General features: G+C 64.9%; 15 protein-coding genes. 6 read left to right on the top strand and 9 right to left on the bottom strand.

The features are described from left to right. Positions 1-149 precede the first annotated feature (149 nt). The 3 genes from MTX34_RS24890 to MTX34_RS24880 all read right to left on the bottom strand — a co-directional run bounded on the left by MTX34_RS24890 (position 150) and on the right by MTX34_RS24880 (position 4,134). A complete protein-coding gene (locus MTX34_RS24890; protein ID WP_243611144.1) occupies positions 150-1,514 on the bottom strand; it encodes an NAD(P)/FAD-dependent oxidoreductase in 1,365 nt (454 codons plus the stop codon). 63 nt (positions 1,515-1,577) lie between these two features. Then, positions 1,578-3,050, bottom strand: coding sequence for a carboxylesterase/lipase family protein (locus MTX34_RS24885; protein WP_243611143.1), 1,473 nt, complete (start codon positions 3,048-3,050; stop codon positions 1,578-1,580). A 79-nt stretch (positions 3,051-3,129) separates the two neighbouring features. Beyond that, positions 3,130-4,134: an aldo/keto reductase family protein gene (locus tag MTX34_RS24880; protein ID WP_243611142.1), complete on the bottom strand. Its 1,005-nt coding sequence runs from the start codon at positions 4,132-4,134 to the stop codon at positions 3,130-3,132. A gap of 52 nt (positions 4,135-4,186) precedes the next feature. On the opposite strand from MTX34_RS24880, the gene MTX34_RS24875 reads away from it, so the two are divergent. After that, positions 4,187-4,801, top strand: a complete 615-nt coding sequence (locus tag MTX34_RS24875; RefSeq protein ID WP_243611141.1) for a dihydrofolate reductase family protein — start codon at positions 4,187-4,189, stop codon at positions 4,799-4,801. On the opposite strand, the gene MTX34_RS24870 is transcribed toward MTX34_RS24875, so the two are convergent. Genes MTX34_RS24870 through MTX34_RS24860 form a run of 3 tightly spaced genes read right to left on the bottom strand, consistent with a single transcriptional unit; the run spans position 4,783 to position 7,080 of the window. Then, positions 4,783-6,012, bottom strand: coding sequence for a hypothetical protein (locus MTX34_RS24870; RefSeq protein ID WP_243611140.1), 1,230 nt, complete (start codon positions 6,010-6,012; stop codon positions 4,783-4,785). The two genes, MTX34_RS24875 and MTX34_RS24870, sit on opposite strands and share 19 nt — an antisense overlap. A gap of 7 nt (positions 6,013-6,019) precedes the next feature. Continuing rightward, a complete protein-coding gene (locus tag MTX34_RS24865; protein ID WP_243611139.1) occupies positions 6,020-6,484 on the bottom strand; it encodes a MarR family winged helix-turn-helix transcriptional regulator in 465 nt (154 codons plus the stop codon). Beyond that, the gene (locus MTX34_RS24860; protein WP_243611138.1) at positions 6,481-7,080 is read right to left on the bottom strand and encodes a DJ-1/PfpI family protein; all 600 of its coding nucleotides are present in this window, start codon (positions 7,078-7,080) and stop codon (positions 6,481-6,483) included. The genes MTX34_RS24865 and MTX34_RS24860 overlap by 4 nt, the downstream gene beginning before the upstream one ends. 167 nt (positions 7,081-7,247) lie before the next feature. Between MTX34_RS24860 and MTX34_RS24855 the strand changes: the two genes are divergently transcribed. The 3 genes from MTX34_RS24855 to MTX34_RS24845 are packed head-to-tail and all read left to right on the top strand — an operon-like array spanning position 7,248 to position 11,495. After that, the gene (locus tag MTX34_RS24855) at positions 7,248-8,840 is read left to right on the top strand and encodes a sigma-54-dependent Fis family transcriptional regulator (protein ID WP_243611137.1); all 1,593 of its coding nucleotides are present in this window, start codon (positions 7,248-7,250) and stop codon (positions 8,838-8,840) included. Between the two features lie 54 nt (positions 8,841-8,894). Then, complete coding sequence (locus MTX34_RS24850) at positions 8,895-10,364, top strand: aldehyde dehydrogenase (RefSeq protein ID WP_243611136.1); 1,470 nt, start codon at positions 8,895-8,897, stop codon at positions 10,362-10,364. A 21-nt stretch (positions 10,365-10,385) separates the two neighbouring features. After that, positions 10,386-11,495: an NDMA-dependent alcohol dehydrogenase gene (locus MTX34_RS24845; RefSeq protein ID WP_243596956.1), complete on the top strand. Its 1,110-nt coding sequence runs from the start codon at positions 10,386-10,388 to the stop codon at positions 11,493-11,495. Positions 11,496-11,606: 111 nt separating this feature from the next. Here MTX34_RS24845 and MTX34_RS24840 read toward each other — a convergent pair whose 3' ends face one another. Beyond that, positions 11,607-12,245, bottom strand: a complete 639-nt coding sequence (locus tag MTX34_RS24840) for a hypothetical protein (RefSeq protein WP_243611135.1) — start codon at positions 12,243-12,245, stop codon at positions 11,607-11,609. Positions 12,246-12,339: 94 nt separating this feature from the next. Between MTX34_RS24840 and MTX34_RS24835 the strand changes: the two genes are divergently transcribed. Then, positions 12,340-12,699: a helix-turn-helix transcriptional regulator gene (locus tag MTX34_RS24835; RefSeq protein WP_243611134.1), complete on the top strand. Its 360-nt coding sequence runs from the start codon at positions 12,340-12,342 to the stop codon at positions 12,697-12,699. Next, entirely contained in the window at positions 12,696-13,733 is a 1,038-nt protein-coding gene (locus MTX34_RS26090; protein ID WP_308198567.1) for a TIGR03086 family metal-binding protein, read from the top strand. Before MTX34_RS24835 ends, MTX34_RS26090 begins: the two co-directional genes overlap by 4 nt. A 7-nt stretch (positions 13,734-13,740) precedes the next feature. Here MTX34_RS26090 and MTX34_RS24820 read toward each other — a convergent pair whose 3' ends face one another. Further along, the gene (locus tag MTX34_RS24820; protein WP_374640467.1) at positions 13,741-14,886 is read right to left on the bottom strand and encodes an acyl-CoA dehydrogenase family protein; all 1,146 of its coding nucleotides are present in this window, start codon (positions 14,884-14,886) and stop codon (positions 13,741-13,743) included. 69 nt (positions 14,887-14,955) lie between these two features. Beyond that, positions 14,956-15,777: an SDR family oxidoreductase gene (locus MTX34_RS24815; protein ID WP_243611132.1), complete on the bottom strand. Its 822-nt coding sequence runs from the start codon at positions 15,775-15,777 to the stop codon at positions 14,956-14,958. Positions 15,778-15,847 lie beyond the last annotated feature (70 nt).

The raw sequence follows: 15,847 nt of genomic DNA, 5'->3' as shown, positions 1-15,847 counted from the left end.
GGCTCGACGAGGTCGCCGCGCTACTGAACAACCGCCCCAGAAAAACCCTGGGATGGGATACTCCCCTCGAGGAGTACAACAAACGACTGCTCGTTGCGACGACCACGTGAACCCGTCACGAAGTTCCACTCACGTGCGGCGAAGCCGCTCTATTCGTACAGGTCGATTGCCTGAGCCTTCTTGATCAGCGCATCCTCGGATCGCACCTGGGCGAGGTTGACGACTCGGGTCGGCAGCACCGAGGAGTACAGCCAGTCCGTCGCCACTCGCACTCGCGCGGAGACCGTCGGCAACGCATACAGGTGGTAGCCGCGGGCAACGAACTTCGCCACAGGTCCGGTCAGCGGAATTCCGAGAGGCTTTGCGACACCGTCGAATCCACCGAGATCGGCGACGAGCCCCAAGTCCTTGTGCTTGTACGGACGCGCCTGCCCGACGCCGAGTGACGCCGCGACATTGCGTGCGACGGCAACGCCTTGACGCTGCGCGTGCTGAGCCGTCGGTGGTGTGGGCTTCGACGGGTCGGCAGCGAGGTCAGGAACTGCGGCCGCGTCGCCGATCGCCCAGACGTCCGGTACCTCGGGGACGGTCATGTCCGCGCCGACGACGAGGCGCCCGCCCACAGTGGGCAGACCCAGCTGCGCGATGAGCGGGCTCGCCGCGACGCCTGCGCCCCAGACGAGGGTTCGCGACGGGATGACCTCGTCGTCGGTGAGCGTCACCGACGTTGCGGTCGCCGAGGCCACCGACACACCCAGCCGAACGTCGACGCCGCGTTCGGCGAGCACGGCGAGCGCCTCCTTGCCGAGTCGCTCACCGAGCTCGGGAAGTACCGCATCGGCAACGTCGACGAGCACCCAGCGCACCTCCTCGGGATCGACGCTCGCCCATCGGGATGCGATACCGCGAACCCAATTCTGCATCTGCGCAACGAATTCGGTGCCCGTGTAGCCCGCACCCACAGCGACGACCGTCAACCGCTCCGCGCGTTCGCTCCGGCCTTCCGGGGTATCGGGCAGGGCATCGGCCGCATCGAGTTGGGCCAGCACATGGTTGCGGATGTAGACGGCCTCACTCAAGGTCTTCAGACCGTACGCGTGCTCGTCGACGCCAGGGATGTCGAACTGCTTGGTCACCGACCCCGGCGCGAGTATCAGCTTGTCCCACTCCAGCGTCGAGTCACCGTCCGGACCGGTCACCGTCAACTCGCGGGCCTCGAAATCGACGGTCGTGACGTGACCGAGCACCAACCTGGCGCGCGGCAGTGCCTGACGGGTCGAGACGGCGATATCCCGAGGATCGAGCACGCCGGTCGCGACCTCGGGAAGCAGCGGACTGTAGAGCAGGTAGTCGGTGGGGGCCACCAACGTCAGCACGGCGCGATCCGGCCCCAGCAGCTTCGCGAGCCTCTGCAGAGCATTGAAGCCGCCGAAGCCGCCACCGACCACCACGACACGAGCAGGCCGCACGGGGGCCGGAGAACTCGTACCGCCACCGGGAAGGAATCTGCGCATATCCGAGATTAACCCGCCTGCGAGCCACCTCGCAGACGACGTTCGGAGGTTGTAGCAGGAAGCTCAGCGCACCCCGTCCCACACCGCACGCGTTTCGGGTCTCGGATCGAGGACGACGCCCGGCTCGTTTCCGAACATCATCACCGCACGGTCGGTGCCGTACCGGTCCCAGCCGGGAGCGCCGTCGCGCACGAAGTCGACCCAGGCGCGATGCATCTCGTCGGCCACCTGCTGCGGCGGATTCGGCCCCGTGATGCGCGCGGTCTCGGGCTTGTGCAACATGTCGAACGCGAACGGGATCTCGAGTGCGTGACAGGCCCCGAGTGCCCCGTCGAACAGCGACGACCGCCACGTGAATTCGTAGACGAAGGCGTTTCCGGAACGGGCCTCGACCAGACGCGTGGCCGGGATGCGGAAGAACCAGTCGGTCATGACCGCGATCATCAGCTCGCCGGCCGAGGCGTCGGGTAGCTGTTCGCGGTACCGGTCCAGCGCCGACGCGTCGGCCCGGTACCCGGTGAGAACCATCTTCACGTAGTCCTCGGTGAGGTGCGGGACTATTCCGGCCGGGACGATGAAGAACGCATGCTCCTCACTGGTGGTGCCGATCAACACGTCCACCTGCGAGCTCGCGCCGTCGCCGATGCGCGAAAAGGGCTGCGCCGGAACCACATCACCGTCGATGTACGGCTCGAAGGCCATCACGTTCAGGGCGAGCTCACCCCATGCTCCGGTCGGGGCCTCGGCCGTGATGCGATCGGACAGTTCGCGTTGGGCGTCCACCAACGCGTCCACCGGTACCGAACCCAGCCCGTCGACCGACGCCTCGACACCGAGCGAGGCCGCCAACGCAGCGGAGACCTTCGCGGCCGTCTCGGCGGTGATGACGTGGTGGCCGGCTCCACTCTGCAGAATCGCCCGTGCGAAGAGCCCGTCGGCGCGCGGCATCGACATCAGGGTGCCGACGCTCATCGCGCCCGCGGACTCCCCCGCGATGGTCACCCGCGCGGGGTCGCCGCCGTAGGAGGCGATGTGGTCACGCACCCATTCGAGGGCCGCAACCTGGTCCAGCATCCCTCGGTTGGCCGGGGCACCGTCGATCAGCGCGAAACCGTCGACTCCGAGTCGGTAGTTGATCACCACGGCCACGACGCCGTCTCGTGCGAAGGCCGAACCGTCGTAGGTGGAAATGGCGTTGCTGCCGTTGACGAATGCACCGCCGTGAATCCAGACGAACACCGGCGCCGATCCGCTGATATCGGGGGTGAAGACGTTGACGTTCAGGCAGTCGTCGCCGGGTACGACGGGCTCGCTCAGGATTTCGCTCGTCGGCGGCCGGTATCCCACCTTGGGGACGGTGGCCCCGAGCTCGAGTGCGTCGCGAACGCCGTCCCACGTGGGTGGCGGCGACGGCGCCTGGAATCGACGGGGCCCGAACGGGGCCTCGGCGTACGGCACTCCGAGGAACGAGGTGATGCCGGCACCGGTCCGACCGCGAACCTGGCCCTGAGGTGTATCGACGGTGATCGTGTCCATACCTCATTACTACAGTGCCTTCGGCAGTGGCGCGATCAAGTGCCCTCTGCGGCACTCAACCGCACCACTGCCGCAGGCACTACACCAGTCGTGCTTCCGGCGAACCGGTCTTGCCCGCGTCGCGCTCCACAGAATCGCCGAGTGCATCGTCGATCTTCGCCAGCACGTCGGCGTCGAGCGTCACCTCGGAGGCCTTGACGTTCTCGGCGATCTGCTCGGGGCGCGAGGCTCCGACGAGCGCTGCCGCGATGTTGTCGTTGGCCAGTACCCAGGCAACGGCCAACTGCGCCATGGTGATTCCCAGGTCGTCGGCAATGGGCTTCAGTTGCTGCACCCGGGTGAGCGTCTGATCGTCGAGGTAGCGCTCGATCATCTTGTCGCCGCCCTTGTCGTCCGTGGCGCGCGACCCGTCGGGCAGCGGTTGGCCGGGAAGGTACTTGCCGGTGAGCACGCCCTGCGCGATGGGCGACCAGACGATCTGCGAGATGCCCAGTTCCTTCGACGTGGGGATCACCTGATCCTCGATGACGCGCCACAGTGCCGAGTACTGCGGCTGGTTCGAGATGATCGAGAAGCCGTTCTGTCGGGCGAGTTCCTGCCCGGCGCGCAGCTGATCGGCGGTCCACTCGGAGACGCCGATGTAGAGCGCCTTGCCTTGGCGGACGACGTCACCGAACGCGGCGATGGTCTCCTCCAGCGGGGTTTCGACGTCGTAGCGATGAGCCTGGTAGAGGTCCACGTAGTCGGTACCGAGTCGACGAAGGGACGCGTCGATGCCTTCGCGGATGTGTTTGCGTGAGAGTCCGGTGTCGTTGGGGCCCTTGGGCCCGACGGGGAAGTAGACCTTGGTGAAGATCTCCAGCGATTCCCGACGCTCCCCTTTCAGCGCGTCACCGAGCACCGTTTCCGCCGCTCCGTTGGCGTAGACGTCCGCGGTGTCGAAGGTGGTGATGCCTGCGTCGAGCGCAGCACGTACGCATTGGGTCGCGATGTCGTTCTCCACCTGCGATCCGTGGGTCAACCAGTTGCCGTAGGTGATCTCCGAAATCTTCAGTCCGCTGTGTCCGAGGTATCTGTAAGCCATGAAGAAAACGGTACTCCGATGACTTCGCGGTCGGCTGCTGGTCTACTCGGGTATGACACTTCGCGTACACAATCTGTCGGTCTCGCTCGACGGCTTCGCTGCCGGTCCCGATCAGAGCCAGGACAACCCCATGGGGGTCGACGGCATGGCGCTGCACCAGTGGGTGTTCGCCGACCGGTCCGACACCGAACACCCCGACGCCGATCAACGGATGCTCGACCTCGGCACCGAGAACATCGGCGCAACGATCATGGGCCGCAACATGTTCGGTCCGATTCGCGGCGAATGGCCGGATCACGGTTGGCGCGGCTGGTGGGGCGAGGAGCCGCCCTACCACCACCCGGTGTTCGTGCTGACCCACCATCCGCGGCCGCCACTGGAGATGGTCGGCACCACGTTCCACTTCACCGACGATCCCCTCGAGGCTGTGCTCGATCGTGCCCACGAGGCCGCGTCGGGCAAAGACGTGCGCCTCGGCGGCGGGGCGTCGACGGTGCGGCAGTACCTGAAAGCTGGGCTCGTCGATCACCTTCATCTGGCGGTCTCGCCGGTGATTCTCGGAGCCGGTGAACCGATCTACGACGGCTGGGACGTCTCGACATTCGAGCGAACGGAGACGGTCGGATCGGACCAGGTCCTACACGTAGTCTACCGCGCAGTCCGGTAGCGGTTCAGACCCCAGATCCCGACGCCTGCGAGCACGACCGTTGCGAATGCGCCACCCGTCGAAAGCCACGTTTCCGGCCAGGACGTGTCCGTCAGTGCAGAAGTCAGTGGCGTGTACGCCGTCCAGCCGTAGGTGACGACCATCGGCACGGTGATCGCCACCGGCACCGCGAGGCCGAGGGTCGCAGGCGTCGGGTCGGCCGGTGTGCACGCCACGTAGAGATACGCAGCGGCGGCCGGGAAGACCACCAGACTCGCCACGTAGTGAACGTTGTCCAGCGGCGGCTGCTCGAACAGTGCCGTCGCGCAGACGACCGCCAGAATTGCGATACCGACCATCGGACGGCCCCAACGCAATCCCAGTGCAGTGCCGGCCGCAACCGACACTGCAATGACGGCTACGAGTCCGAGTGTCCAGACCCGGGCCGAGACACTGATACCCACCCCCGACGTGGTGGTCGAGGTGAGCAGCACGGCCGCCCCAACGAGAACCATCACGCCCCCGCGTCCCGGCAGCAGAGCAGCGGCCGCGAACAATACGGGGACGACAAAAAGACCGTGGTTCCAGCGGCCGCCGAACCCGTACTCGCTCTGGAACATGCTGAATACGAACGCCACATTGAGCAACAGCCCGCCGAACGCCACCAGCAGCATCGCCCCGACTGTGCGGATATCGCGCTCGGTCGCCGGGCTTTCGCCCTGGTTTTCGTTGCGCGCTGTCCACGCCGCTGCCAACACCACCAGCACGCAGAGCACCGGCACGACCACCGGTGTGCCCATATCGGATTCGGTGAGGTAGTCGGCGTAGCGCCGTGGAACATCGGGGTAATGCAATGCCTCGACCGCACCGGCGCTGAGCAGTCCGACAAGGAACGACCCGGCCAGCAGCGCCTGACGAGTTCGTTCACGATTCGCCCGTACCGCACTGCATCCCAACAGAACTCCGCTTGCCATCACCTCGGCGATGTCGGATTGGAACAGCAGGGCAGAGCCGCCGATGACGACAGCAGCGGCGATGGACAGTCCGGCCAGAATGCGGTGCCGACGAACGACCATCGCCGTACCCGACGCCAGAATCAGTGCGAGCGCAACTCCCACGCCGGCACTGGAGAACAACGCGCCGAAGCTGGTGCCGCCGAGTGTGTCGATGCCGTCGGACTGTATCGACAAGCCGGCCAGCAATCCGGTCAGAAGTACCCCGAGCGCAACCATGCCCAAATTATGCACTGCCGCCGCGATAGTCACGGGATGCCGCGAGGATCCTGTCGAGGGTGGCGGCGAAGGCGCGCAGTTCGCTCTCTCCCACAGCGGCTCCCACGGCATCGGACCACGCGTGTTGCGAATCTCGCAGCTCTGCAACGGTGTCGCGTCCCTTGGGGGTTGGCTCCAACAGCTTTGCCCGCTTGTGGTTCGGGTTGTCGACGTACACGGCCCAACCTTTGTCCACCAACAGATTTGCCGTCCGCTGTACGCTTTGCCGCGCCAACCCCAGCCCGACGCGGCGGGCGATGTCGGCCACGGTGAGGGGCTCGTCGAGGGTGGCCCCCAGGACCTGCCACCACGCCGGAGTCAGACCTGTCGGCTCGGTGATGTCGTGTGCGGCGGCGAGAAATTCACCGTTGAGCTCGAAGACGGGCAACACCAGGGCCGTGAGCGCATCACCCTCCGGAGTGCGTTGGCTCATGCGCCCGCCAGCTGGTCGTAGTATTTGCGTTCCCCCGTCGTGTAGAGGCCGTACCAGGCATCGACCACGGGTTGGGGAAACACGTTCAACCGCTCGAACACGAGCTTCGCGAACTCCAACGGGCTCACGCCACCTGCGGTGATCACGGTGCCATCAGTGACCGCTTTTTCGTCGCGGTAGTGCTCCGCTCCACGGTATTCGGTTGCCTGCGTGAGGAACTCGGCGGCATTCGAGGTGTGCGGCCGGTCATCGAGCAGTCCGGCCCGGGCCACACCCAATGTTGCCCCGCAGATCGCCGCGATCGGAGTGCCCGCCGCAACGAGTTCGGCGGCAAGACTCAGCACCGCATCGTGACCGGAGTCCCAACTGGGCGCGCCGGGCAGAATCAGGGCATCGAGGGCCGGGAGGTCGGGCACGGCCATATCGGGAGTGATCCGCAATCCTCCCATCGTCGTGATGGCCTCCCCCGTCTCCGATGCGATGATCAGCCGGTTCGCGTCCGGGTCCTGCTCGCGAGCCATGGCCAGACCTGCGGTGAGGTATCCGTATTCCCAGTCGGCCATGGTGTCGGTGGCGTACAGAGCGATCGTTGTCATGTCGAGCCTCCAGAATTTGACAGTGTGCTGTCACTTTGCACTCACGACAGTGCACTGTCAATAGATCACTGCCCGATCGGACAGGTTCTGTCGAAACGCGCGTCGAACCGGGCAGTCGGCGCTACCGTCACAGCACGACCAAGCGCCGGCCAACGGAGGTACGCGCGATGCACAGCGGTGCAGACAAGCTCCGAGATTCCATCGCCAAGTCCTGGCAACGGTCGGCGCAGAGCGGTCTCGCACCGGCGGACACCCTGGAGCAGGCGAGTCTTCGTGACGTCGACCGTCGCAGCCGCCTCCTCGCCGCCGCAAACCCCATCCTCGATCGGATGGAGAGCGTGCTCGACGGCTCCGGGTACTGCGTCCTGCTCGCGGATCGCGATGCCCGGCTGGTCGATCTCCGTTTCGGAACCCATTCGCTACGAGATGCAGTGTCCTCGGTCGGCGCGGTCGTCGGCCGGTCGTTCACCGAACAGGCATCGGGCACCAATTCGATCTCGACGAGCTTCGAGATGCGCGCACCCTGTGCCGTACGTGCCGAGGAGCACTACATCGAGTCGATGAAGACCTTCAGTTGCTACGGCCACCCCCTGATCCACCCCGTCACACGCCGCATCGAGGGCGTCCTCGACATCACCTTCCTGGCCTCCGGCGACAACCCGCTACTCGAACCGATGCTCGTCCATGCCGCACAGGACATTCAGGGCAGGCTCCTCGAAGAGACACGCTCCGGTGAACATCGACTGTTCCAGGCATTTCAGTACGCGTCCTCACAGCGTCGCGGTGCGCCGGTCATCGCGATCGCCGACGAGATTCTGCTCGAAAACACCAGCGCTGCAGCAATGATCGACACAGTCGATCATTCCGCACTGCGCGCGCTCACCGACGATTCGATCCGGCGCAGTGGCGTCGTACACGATGTGATCCTCAATTCCGGACTGCACGCGACCGTGCGCTGGGAGCGTCCGGTATCGGCCGCTGGAATCGTCATCGAGATCGATCCTCACGACACCGTGCGCACCCCTCTTCCCGCTCCGAAGATCCGAAAGCCGTTGTGTGTCATCGGTGAACCCGGAACCGGAAAATCGACCACCCTCGCCCGACTGACAGCAACGACGTCACCGCACTGGTTCGACGCCGCAGATCTGGTGACGACGACCCCGGCCGTGTGGTTGACAGCCGTCGAGCATCAGGTCGAGGCCGCACACGATGTGGTGATCAAGAACGTGCACTTTCTCCCAGGTCCGGTGGCGAACCGGTTGCATTCGACTCTGTCGTCAGCCCGCGGGTGGTACGCGTTGTCGAGCTCGGCCGCCGACTCGGCCGAACTCGAACACCGCCAACTCCTTTCGCTGTGCGCCGACACCATCGAGCTGGCCCCGTTGCGTTCTCGCCGACACGAAATCCCGGACCTGGTCCGCGCCATCATGGCCGAGCTGGAGTCCCGCGCGCACTTCACGCCTGCGGCGTTGTCGGCGCTGATCGACTACGACTGGCCGGGCAACATCGGCGAACTTCGAGCCGAGGTCACCGAGGCCGCATCGCGTAGATCCGTCGGAGACATCACCGAACGGGAACTGGTCAGACCGCGCAAGAACGCGTCGACGACTCGGATGAGCACGCTCGACACCGCGATGCGCGACGCCATCGTGCACGAGTTGGCGCGGCAGGGCGGCAACAAACGCACGACGGCGGAAAGCCTGGGAATCAGTCGGACCACCCTGTACAAGCGGATGCGCGAGTTCGGCATCCTCGGCTGAACTTGTCCACTTTCTGAACACTCGGCATCCGTGATCGGGGTCACACTCGTATGCATGGATGCACACACGACAACACGAGAGCAGCTCGACGCGCAGTCGCTCTTCATCGGCGGCGAGTGGGTGGAACCCAGCTCGTCCGCCCGCATCGAAGTCCGTTCGGCAAGTAGCGAAGAACGCATCGGATCGGTACCCGAGGCACAGGAAGCCGACGTCGATTCGGCGGTGGCCGCTGCCCGCCGCGCATTCGAGGACCCCAGCGGTTGGAGCCGGTGGGAGCCCTCGAAGCGCGCCGACGCGATGGATCGACTCGCCGACGAGTACGAGAAGCGAGGCGACCAACTCGCCCGACTCGTGGCGGCGCAGAACGGCATGCCGATCTCCATTGCGGAGCAACTCGAAGGCGGCTTCCCGGTCGCCGTGATGCGGTACTTCTCGGGCCTCACGCGAACCGCGCAGTTCGAGGAATCTCACCCCCACCTGATGGGCGGGACGACGACGGTTCGACGCGAGCCGATCGGCGTCGTCGGTGCCATCGCACCGTGGAATTTCCCGCAGACTCTGGCCGCGTTCAAGTACGCACCGGCCCTCGCAGCCGGCTGCACCGTCGTCCTCAAGCCGTCTCCCGAGACGGTGCTCGACTCGGTTGTGTTGGCGGAGGCCATCATTGCCGCCGGGTTGCCGCCCGGCGTCATCAACATCGTTCCCGGTGGCCGAGAGATCGGTGCCCATCTGGTCTCGCATCGAGGCATCGACAAGGTCGCGTTCACCGGCTCCACCGCAGCCGGGCGGTCCATCGCCGAAACATGTGGCCGCCTGTTGCGCCCGGTGACTCTCGAACTGGGCGGCAAGTCGGCGTCGATCATCCTCGACGACGCGAATCTCGATCTCGCCGAGATCGGCGAGAACCTCTTCGGTGCAACGTTTCTCAACAACGGTCAGACATGCTTCCTCGGTACCCGCGTCCTCGCGCCGCGCTCCCGCTACGACGAGGTGGTCGGCATGATGGAAGCGTTCGCGAATTCTTTGGCCGTCGGCGACGCGCTCGACCCGGCCACCCAGATCGGCCCGATGGCCAGCGAGCGGCAGCGCGATCGCGTCGAGGGCTACATCGCGAAAGGCAGCGGCGACGGCGCTCGGCTCGTCACCGGCGGTGGTAGACCCGCAGACCTCGATCGCGGCTGGTTCGTTCAACCGACGATCTTCGCCGACGTCGACAACAACCACACCATCGCGCAGGAAGAGATCTTCGGGCCCGTCCTGTCGATCATCCCGTACGGCGACGAAGCCGAGGCGATCAGCATTGCCAACGACTCCGATTTCGGGCTCGGCGGATCCGTCTGGACCGCCGACGGCGAGCGAGGTTTCGACGTGGCCAAACGAATTCACACCGGAACCATCGGCATCAACCACTACATGGTGGATCCCTCGTCCCCGTTCGGCGGGGTCAAGGACAGCGGAATCGGGCGCGAGCTCGGGCCCGACGCCATCGGCAATTTCCAACACGTCAAATCCATCTACCGCTGAATCGAACTCAGGAGAATCTCTGTGAAGACCAAAGCAGCAGTACTGTTCGAGCCGCACAAGCCGTTCGAGATCATCGAACTCGACATGGACGGCCCCGGCCCCGGTGAAGTCCTGATCAAATATGTCGCAGCAGGACTGTGTCATTCGGATCTACATCTGCTCGACGGCGACCTGCCACCACGCTTCCCCATCGTCGGCGGCCACGAGGGCTCCGGCATCATCGAGGAAGTCGGTCCCGGCGTAACCAAGGTCAAGCCCGGCGATCATGTCGTCTGTTCCTTCATCCCGAACTGCGGCACCTGCCGCTATTGCTCGACGGGCCGACAGAACCTGTGCGACATGGGCGCAACGATCCTCGAGGGCTGTATGCCCGACGGCACGTTCCGTCGCCGCGACAGCAAGGGCACCGAATTCGGAGCGATGTGCATGCTCGGTACCTTCTCCGAGCGCGCCACCATCTCCCAGCACTCCGTCGTCAAGATCGACGACTGGTTGCCCTTGGAGACAGCAGTTCTCGTGGGCTGCGGCGTTCCGTCCGGCTGGGGCACCGCCGTGTACGCGGGCGGGGTACGCGCAGGTGACTCGGTGATCATCTACGGCATCGGCGGGCTCGGCATCAATGCCGTTCAGGGAGCTGTACATTCGGGTGCGAAGCATGTACTCGTGGTGGATCCACTCGAGTTCAAGCGCAACCAGGCACTGAAGTTCGGTGCGACTCACGCGTTCGCGGATGCCGCGTCGGCCCAGGAGAAGTTGACCGAACTCACGTGGGGCCAGGGAGCGGACCAGGCTCTGATTCTGGTCGGAACCGTCGACGAGGAGGTCGTGCAGGCTGCGACCGCGGCAATCGGTAAGGGCGGCACCGTCGTCATCACTGGCCTCGCAGATCCCGAGAAGCTGACGGTGCACGTGTCCGGCACGGATCTGACGTTGAATCAGAAGACGATCAAGGGCACGCTCTTCGGGTCCGCGAACCCGCAGTACGACATCGTGCGCTTGCTACGCCTGTACGACGCCGGGCAACTCAAGCTCGACGAGCTGATCACCTCGACCTACTCCCTCGAACAGGTCAACGAGGGCTACCAGGACCTCCGTGACGGCAAGAACATGCGCGGGGTGATTCATTTCTGAAACACGCTGCGGCAGTGGTGCGGTCGAGTGCGCTGGATGGCACTCGACCGCACCGTCGTGTGCGGGACGTCGTCGCTGATGCTGCCGTACATCCGACTGCACGGACGATGGTCATTCGATAGCAATCCAGTCGACCGGCAACACTCGCGTTGCCCGAGCGCGCGGATCCACCTCGTCCAGATAGATCCGGCATGCCTCGTGATAGCGCTGGTCGAAGGCCAGACCTGCCGCCTCCGGGCCACCGAGCGCCTCCGCATCCCTGTCGATACCGCGGGCCCGTGCGACGTCCATGGGAGTGTCGACGAAGACCGTGTAGTCCCAGTAGTCGGGCAGCGGCGGCCGATGCAGAAACGTTCCGTCCACCACCACGATCGCGTCGGCCGGCACCGGTTCGAGCGGATCATCGACCGCCTCATCTGTCGCCAGATCGATGATCCGACGCCGAATCGCACCGCTTCCGTTCGGTCCCAACGGAATCAGGACGTGTTCACGTAGCGCGTCGAAGTCGTATGCATCCCGGTAGCAGCCGAGAGCCGACGCTCGCCCCTGCCGATACCGGTGGACGCGACGGTGATGAAAGCCGTCCATCGTCACATGCACGGCTGGGCGCCCGTGCGCCGCAACGGCAGCCACCAGCCATCGCGCGCAGGTGGACTTTCCCGCAGCCGTCACTCCGTCGATCGCCACCCGTAGCGGATGCCCCGGATCCCGGGAGAGCACGTCCCGCACCATGTCATCGACGACGTTCATGGGTCGAGGGTAGTCGATCGGCGTACTCAACCAAGTGGTTGACTACGGTCGGTGAGCGGCCTATTCTCGGCAACAACACACAGCGAGGAACCTCATGAACGATCGAACAGAGCAGCTCAACAGAACGTTTGCGGCGCTGGCCGATCCCACTCGACGTGACATCGTCGCCCGGCTCGCCGGCGGTGACGCGAACGTCAGCGAATTGGCCGAGCCGTACGAGATCAGCCTGCAAGCGGTGTCCAAGCACGTGAAAGTGCTCGAGGACGCCGGATTGGTCACGCGTAGCAGGGACGCGCAGCGTCGGCCGGTGCATCTCGATGCCGAGGTGTTCGGCCTGATGACGAAATGGATCGAGCGCTATCGCCAGGAAGCCGAGCAGCGATATCGACGCCTCGACGGCCTACTGGACGGCATCGCAGAGGACGAGAGCACCGAGACGAAGGAAGTGTCATGACTACACCCGAAACCGAGATCGTTGCGGACGAGAAAGTACCCACGATCGAGATCGTCCGAGAGTTCGACGCGACGCCGGAGCGGGTGTTTCGCGCTCACATCGACCCCGAACTGTACCGACAGTGGGTGGGCCCCAGATCGTTGACCACGCGAATCATCAAGTGGGAGGGACACACCGGAGGTGCCTGGGCGTTCGCCAACGACCGGGACGGTGAGGAGATCGCGGCCTTCTTCGGCAGCTTTCACGAAGTGCGGCCGAACGAGCGGATCGTGTGGACCTTCACCTGGGAGGGTGCACCGGATTCGGTTGCGCTCGAGACGCTCACTTTCGAGCGTCGAGGCGACGGCGGTACGCGGCTGAGAGTGACGAGTGCATTCTCGGACTTCGCTTCTCGCGACGGCATGCTGTCGAGTGGCATGGACGTCGGTGTGAAGGAGGGCTACGACAAGCTCGACGAACTCCTCCAGCAGCACACCGGTCCGGCCCAGCAGCACGCACAGGACGCGGCAAGGTTCTCCGCATTGGTCGGGTCCGCATCGCCCGAGGACTGGTCCCGCCCGAGCCCGGTATCGGGCTGGGCCGCAGTCGATGTCGTGAAGCACCTGATCGAATGGTCTCGCGGCTTTCTTGCGGGCGGCGCAGGAATCGAGTTCGAGACCCTCGACATCGAGGCCGACCCAGCCGCAGCCTGGACTCAGCACGTCGCCGACATCCAGTCGGTTCTCGACGACCCAGCCGGCCGCGTGTTGAGTAATCCGCACACGGGAGACATGCCGGTGGACAAGGCAATCGACATGTTCTACACCGCAGACGCCTGGATGCACTCCTGGGACCTGGCGAAAGCCCTCGGCCGAGAGCCAGATCTGGGTCAGGAACGCTGCGCTGCCGCACTCGAGGCCATGCGACCGATGGAACAGATGCTGCGAGACAGCGGGCAGTACGGCCCCGCGGTCCCCGTCGCCGACGACGCTTCCCCACAGGACAAGTTGATGGCCTTCATCGGCCGAGACCCGGCGTGGCAGCCGGGTCTCTGACCAACGTTCAGAGGTACTTCTTCAGCTCCATTTTCGCGATCGACATCTTGTGCACCTCGTCGGGACCGTCGGCCAGACGCAGGGTGCGAATGTGGGCGTACATCATCGCGAGCGGGAAGTCGTTGGACACTCCGCCTCCGCCGTGGACCTGGATGGCACGGTCGATGATCTTCAGCGCCATCTCCGGTGCCGCAACCTTGATGGCTGCGATCTCGGTGCGCGCTTCCTTGTTCCCGACGGTGTCCATCAGGTATGCAGCTTTGAACGTGAGCAGTCGCGTCTTCTCGATCTCGATGCGCGCCTCGGCGATCCAGTCCTGAATGTTCGAGCGCATCGCCACCGGCTTGCCGAACGTCACTCGCGATGCCGCACGGCGACAGAGCAATTCGAGCGCACGTTCGGCCACACCGATGGTGCGCATGGCGTGATGGATACGGCCGGGCCCCAAGCGAGCCTGGCTGATGGCGAAGCCCTCACCCGGTCCCTTCAGCACGTCCTTCGCGGGCACTCGAACATCCTCGAAGAGCACCTCGGCGTGGCCCTCGCGATCGATGTAGCCGAAAACCGGCAGGTTGCGCAGAACGGTGACCCCGGGCGCGTCGATGGGCACCACCAGCATCGATTGCTGACGGTGCGTGGCCGCCTCGGGATCGGTCTTGCCCATGACGATGAGCACCTTGCAGTTCTTGTGCATCGCATTGGACGTCCACCACTTGCGTCCGTTGAGGATGAAGTCGTCACCGTCGCGGTCCATCTTCATCGCGATGTTCGTGGCGTCGGAGCTGGCCACGTCAGGTTCGGTCATCGCGAATGCCGAGCGAATGGTGCCGTCCAGCAACGGCTTCAGGTACTTCTCTTTGTGCTCGTCGGTGCCGAAGAGCGTGAAGACTTCCATGTTGCCGGTGTCGGGTGCGTTGCAGTTGCACGCCTCAGGGGCGAGCAGGCTGCGGCCCATGATCTCGGCGAGCGGCGCGTATTCGAGGTTGGTCAGACCGGGGCCCCACTCGGGATGCGGGTGGAACAGATTCCACAGTCCCCGCGACCGGGATTCCTTCTTCAGGTCCTCGAGGATCGGCGGATGGAAGTGCGGGTCTCCGGCTTCGAGCATCTGTTGCTCGTACACCGCCTCGGCCGGATAGACGTGGGAGTCCATGAACTCCAACAGATCCGACTCGTACTTCTTCGCACGGTCGGAGGTCTCGAAAAATGCCACAGTGGGCCCCTATCGGTTGTTGTCGAGCAAGCTGTCCTGGTAGCGACGCATGCCGCGCAACCACCGGTCGTAGTCGGCACCCTTGTTGCGGTACATGTCCAGTACGTTCTCGTGCGGCAGGATGAGGAACTGCTCGCGGTCCATGGCGTCGAGCACGACATCGGCGACGTCGAGTGGTTCGAGCACGGCACCGGCACTGAGCACCGCGGCAGTTGCCGCCGCTCCCAACGCATCTCCGGATTCGCGTCCCTCGTAGAGCAGTTTGGTGTTGACGCCCATCGGGCACAGGCAGCTGACGCGAATACCCCGATTGCCGTAGGTGACGTTGAGCCACTCGGCGAATCCGACTGCCGCGTGCTTGGTCGTCGCGTACGTCGCCGAACCGATCTGAGTGAGCAGACCGGCCGCGGACGCAGTGCTGACGAAATAGCCCTCACCGCGCTCGAGCCAACCCGGCACCAACAGTTGCGCGGCCCGGATGTGGGCGCGCACATTGATGTCGAACGAGAGGTCCCAGTCCTGCTCTGCGGCGTCGAGTCCGGGTGCGCCGCTGATGCCCGCGTTGGCGAAGTAGAGGTCGACGGGTCCGAACGAATCCTCGGCCAGACTGATCAGCCGTCGGATGTCGTCGGTGTTCGACGCGTCCGCTGCCGCAGCGACGGCCGTTCCAGGCCGGTCTCGTTCGATGGCGTGGGCCACGGATCGGGCGGTGGTCTCGTCGACGTCGGAGACGACGACGCGCGCGCCGTGCTCGGAGAGTCGAGCGGCGATGGCACCGCCGATTCCGCCACCACCGCCGGTGACGATGGCGACTTTGCCTGCAACCTTCATGCCCCAGGTATAGTTGAAGTCAGATTCAAGTTCAACCCTGGTTGCATGAACACACTGGTCAAAGGGTGTT

It is taken from the genome of Rhodococcus sp. ARC_M5, from assembly GCF_022810405.1.
Classification (GTDB): Bacteria; Actinomycetota; Actinomycetes; order Mycobacteriales; family Mycobacteriaceae; genus Rhodococcoides; species Rhodococcoides navarretei.
This window is presented reverse-complemented; position numbering and strand designations above follow the sequence as displayed.

Coding starts and splice junctions, on each gene's coding strand:
- MTX34_RS24870 (WP_243611140.1), bottom strand. CDS start 6,012: ATGGTTGCGCTCGGGGTACTTCTGACCGGATTGCTGGCCGGCTTGTCG.
- MTX34_RS24885 (WP_243611143.1), bottom strand. CDS start 3,050: ATGGACACGATCACCGTCGATACACCTCAGGGCCAGGTTCGCGGTCGG.
- MTX34_RS24860 (WP_243611138.1), bottom strand. CDS start 7,080: ATGACAACGATCGCTCTGTACGCCACCGACACCATGGCCGACTGGGAA.
- MTX34_RS24855 (WP_243611137.1), top strand. CDS start 7,248: ATGCACAGCGGTGCAGACAAGCTCCGAGATTCCATCGCCAAGTCCTGG.
- MTX34_RS24890 (WP_243611144.1), bottom strand. CDS start 1,514: ATGCGCAGATTCCTTCCCGGTGGCGGTACGAGTTCTCCGGCCCCCGTG.
- MTX34_RS24820 (WP_374640467.1), bottom strand. CDS start 14,886: ATGGACTCCCACGTCTATCCGGCCGAGGCGGTGTACGAGCAACAGATG.
- MTX34_RS24850 (WP_243611136.1), top strand. CDS start 8,895: ATGGATGCACACACGACAACACGAGAGCAGCTCGACGCGCAGTCGCTC.
- MTX34_RS24880 (WP_243611142.1), bottom strand. CDS start 4,134: ATGGCTTACAGATACCTCGGACACAGCGGACTGAAGATTTCGGAGATC.
- MTX34_RS24865 (WP_243611139.1), bottom strand. CDS start 6,484: ATGAGCCAACGCACTCCGGAGGGTGATGCGCTCACGGCCCTGGTGTTG.
- MTX34_RS26090 (WP_308198567.1), top strand. CDS start 12,696: ATGACTACACCCGAAACCGAGATCGTTGCGGACGAGAAAGTACCCACG.
- MTX34_RS24835 (WP_243611134.1), top strand. CDS start 12,340: ATGAACGATCGAACAGAGCAGCTCAACAGAACGTTTGCGGCGCTGGCC.
- MTX34_RS24815 (WP_243611132.1), bottom strand. CDS start 15,777: ATGAAGGTTGCAGGCAAAGTCGCCATCGTCACCGGCGGTGGTGGCGGA.
- MTX34_RS24840 (WP_243611135.1), bottom strand. CDS start 12,245: ATGAACGTCGTCGATGACATGGTGCGGGACGTGCTCTCCCGGGATCCG.
- MTX34_RS24875 (WP_243611141.1), top strand. CDS start 4,187: ATGACACTTCGCGTACACAATCTGTCGGTCTCGCTCGACGGCTTCGCT.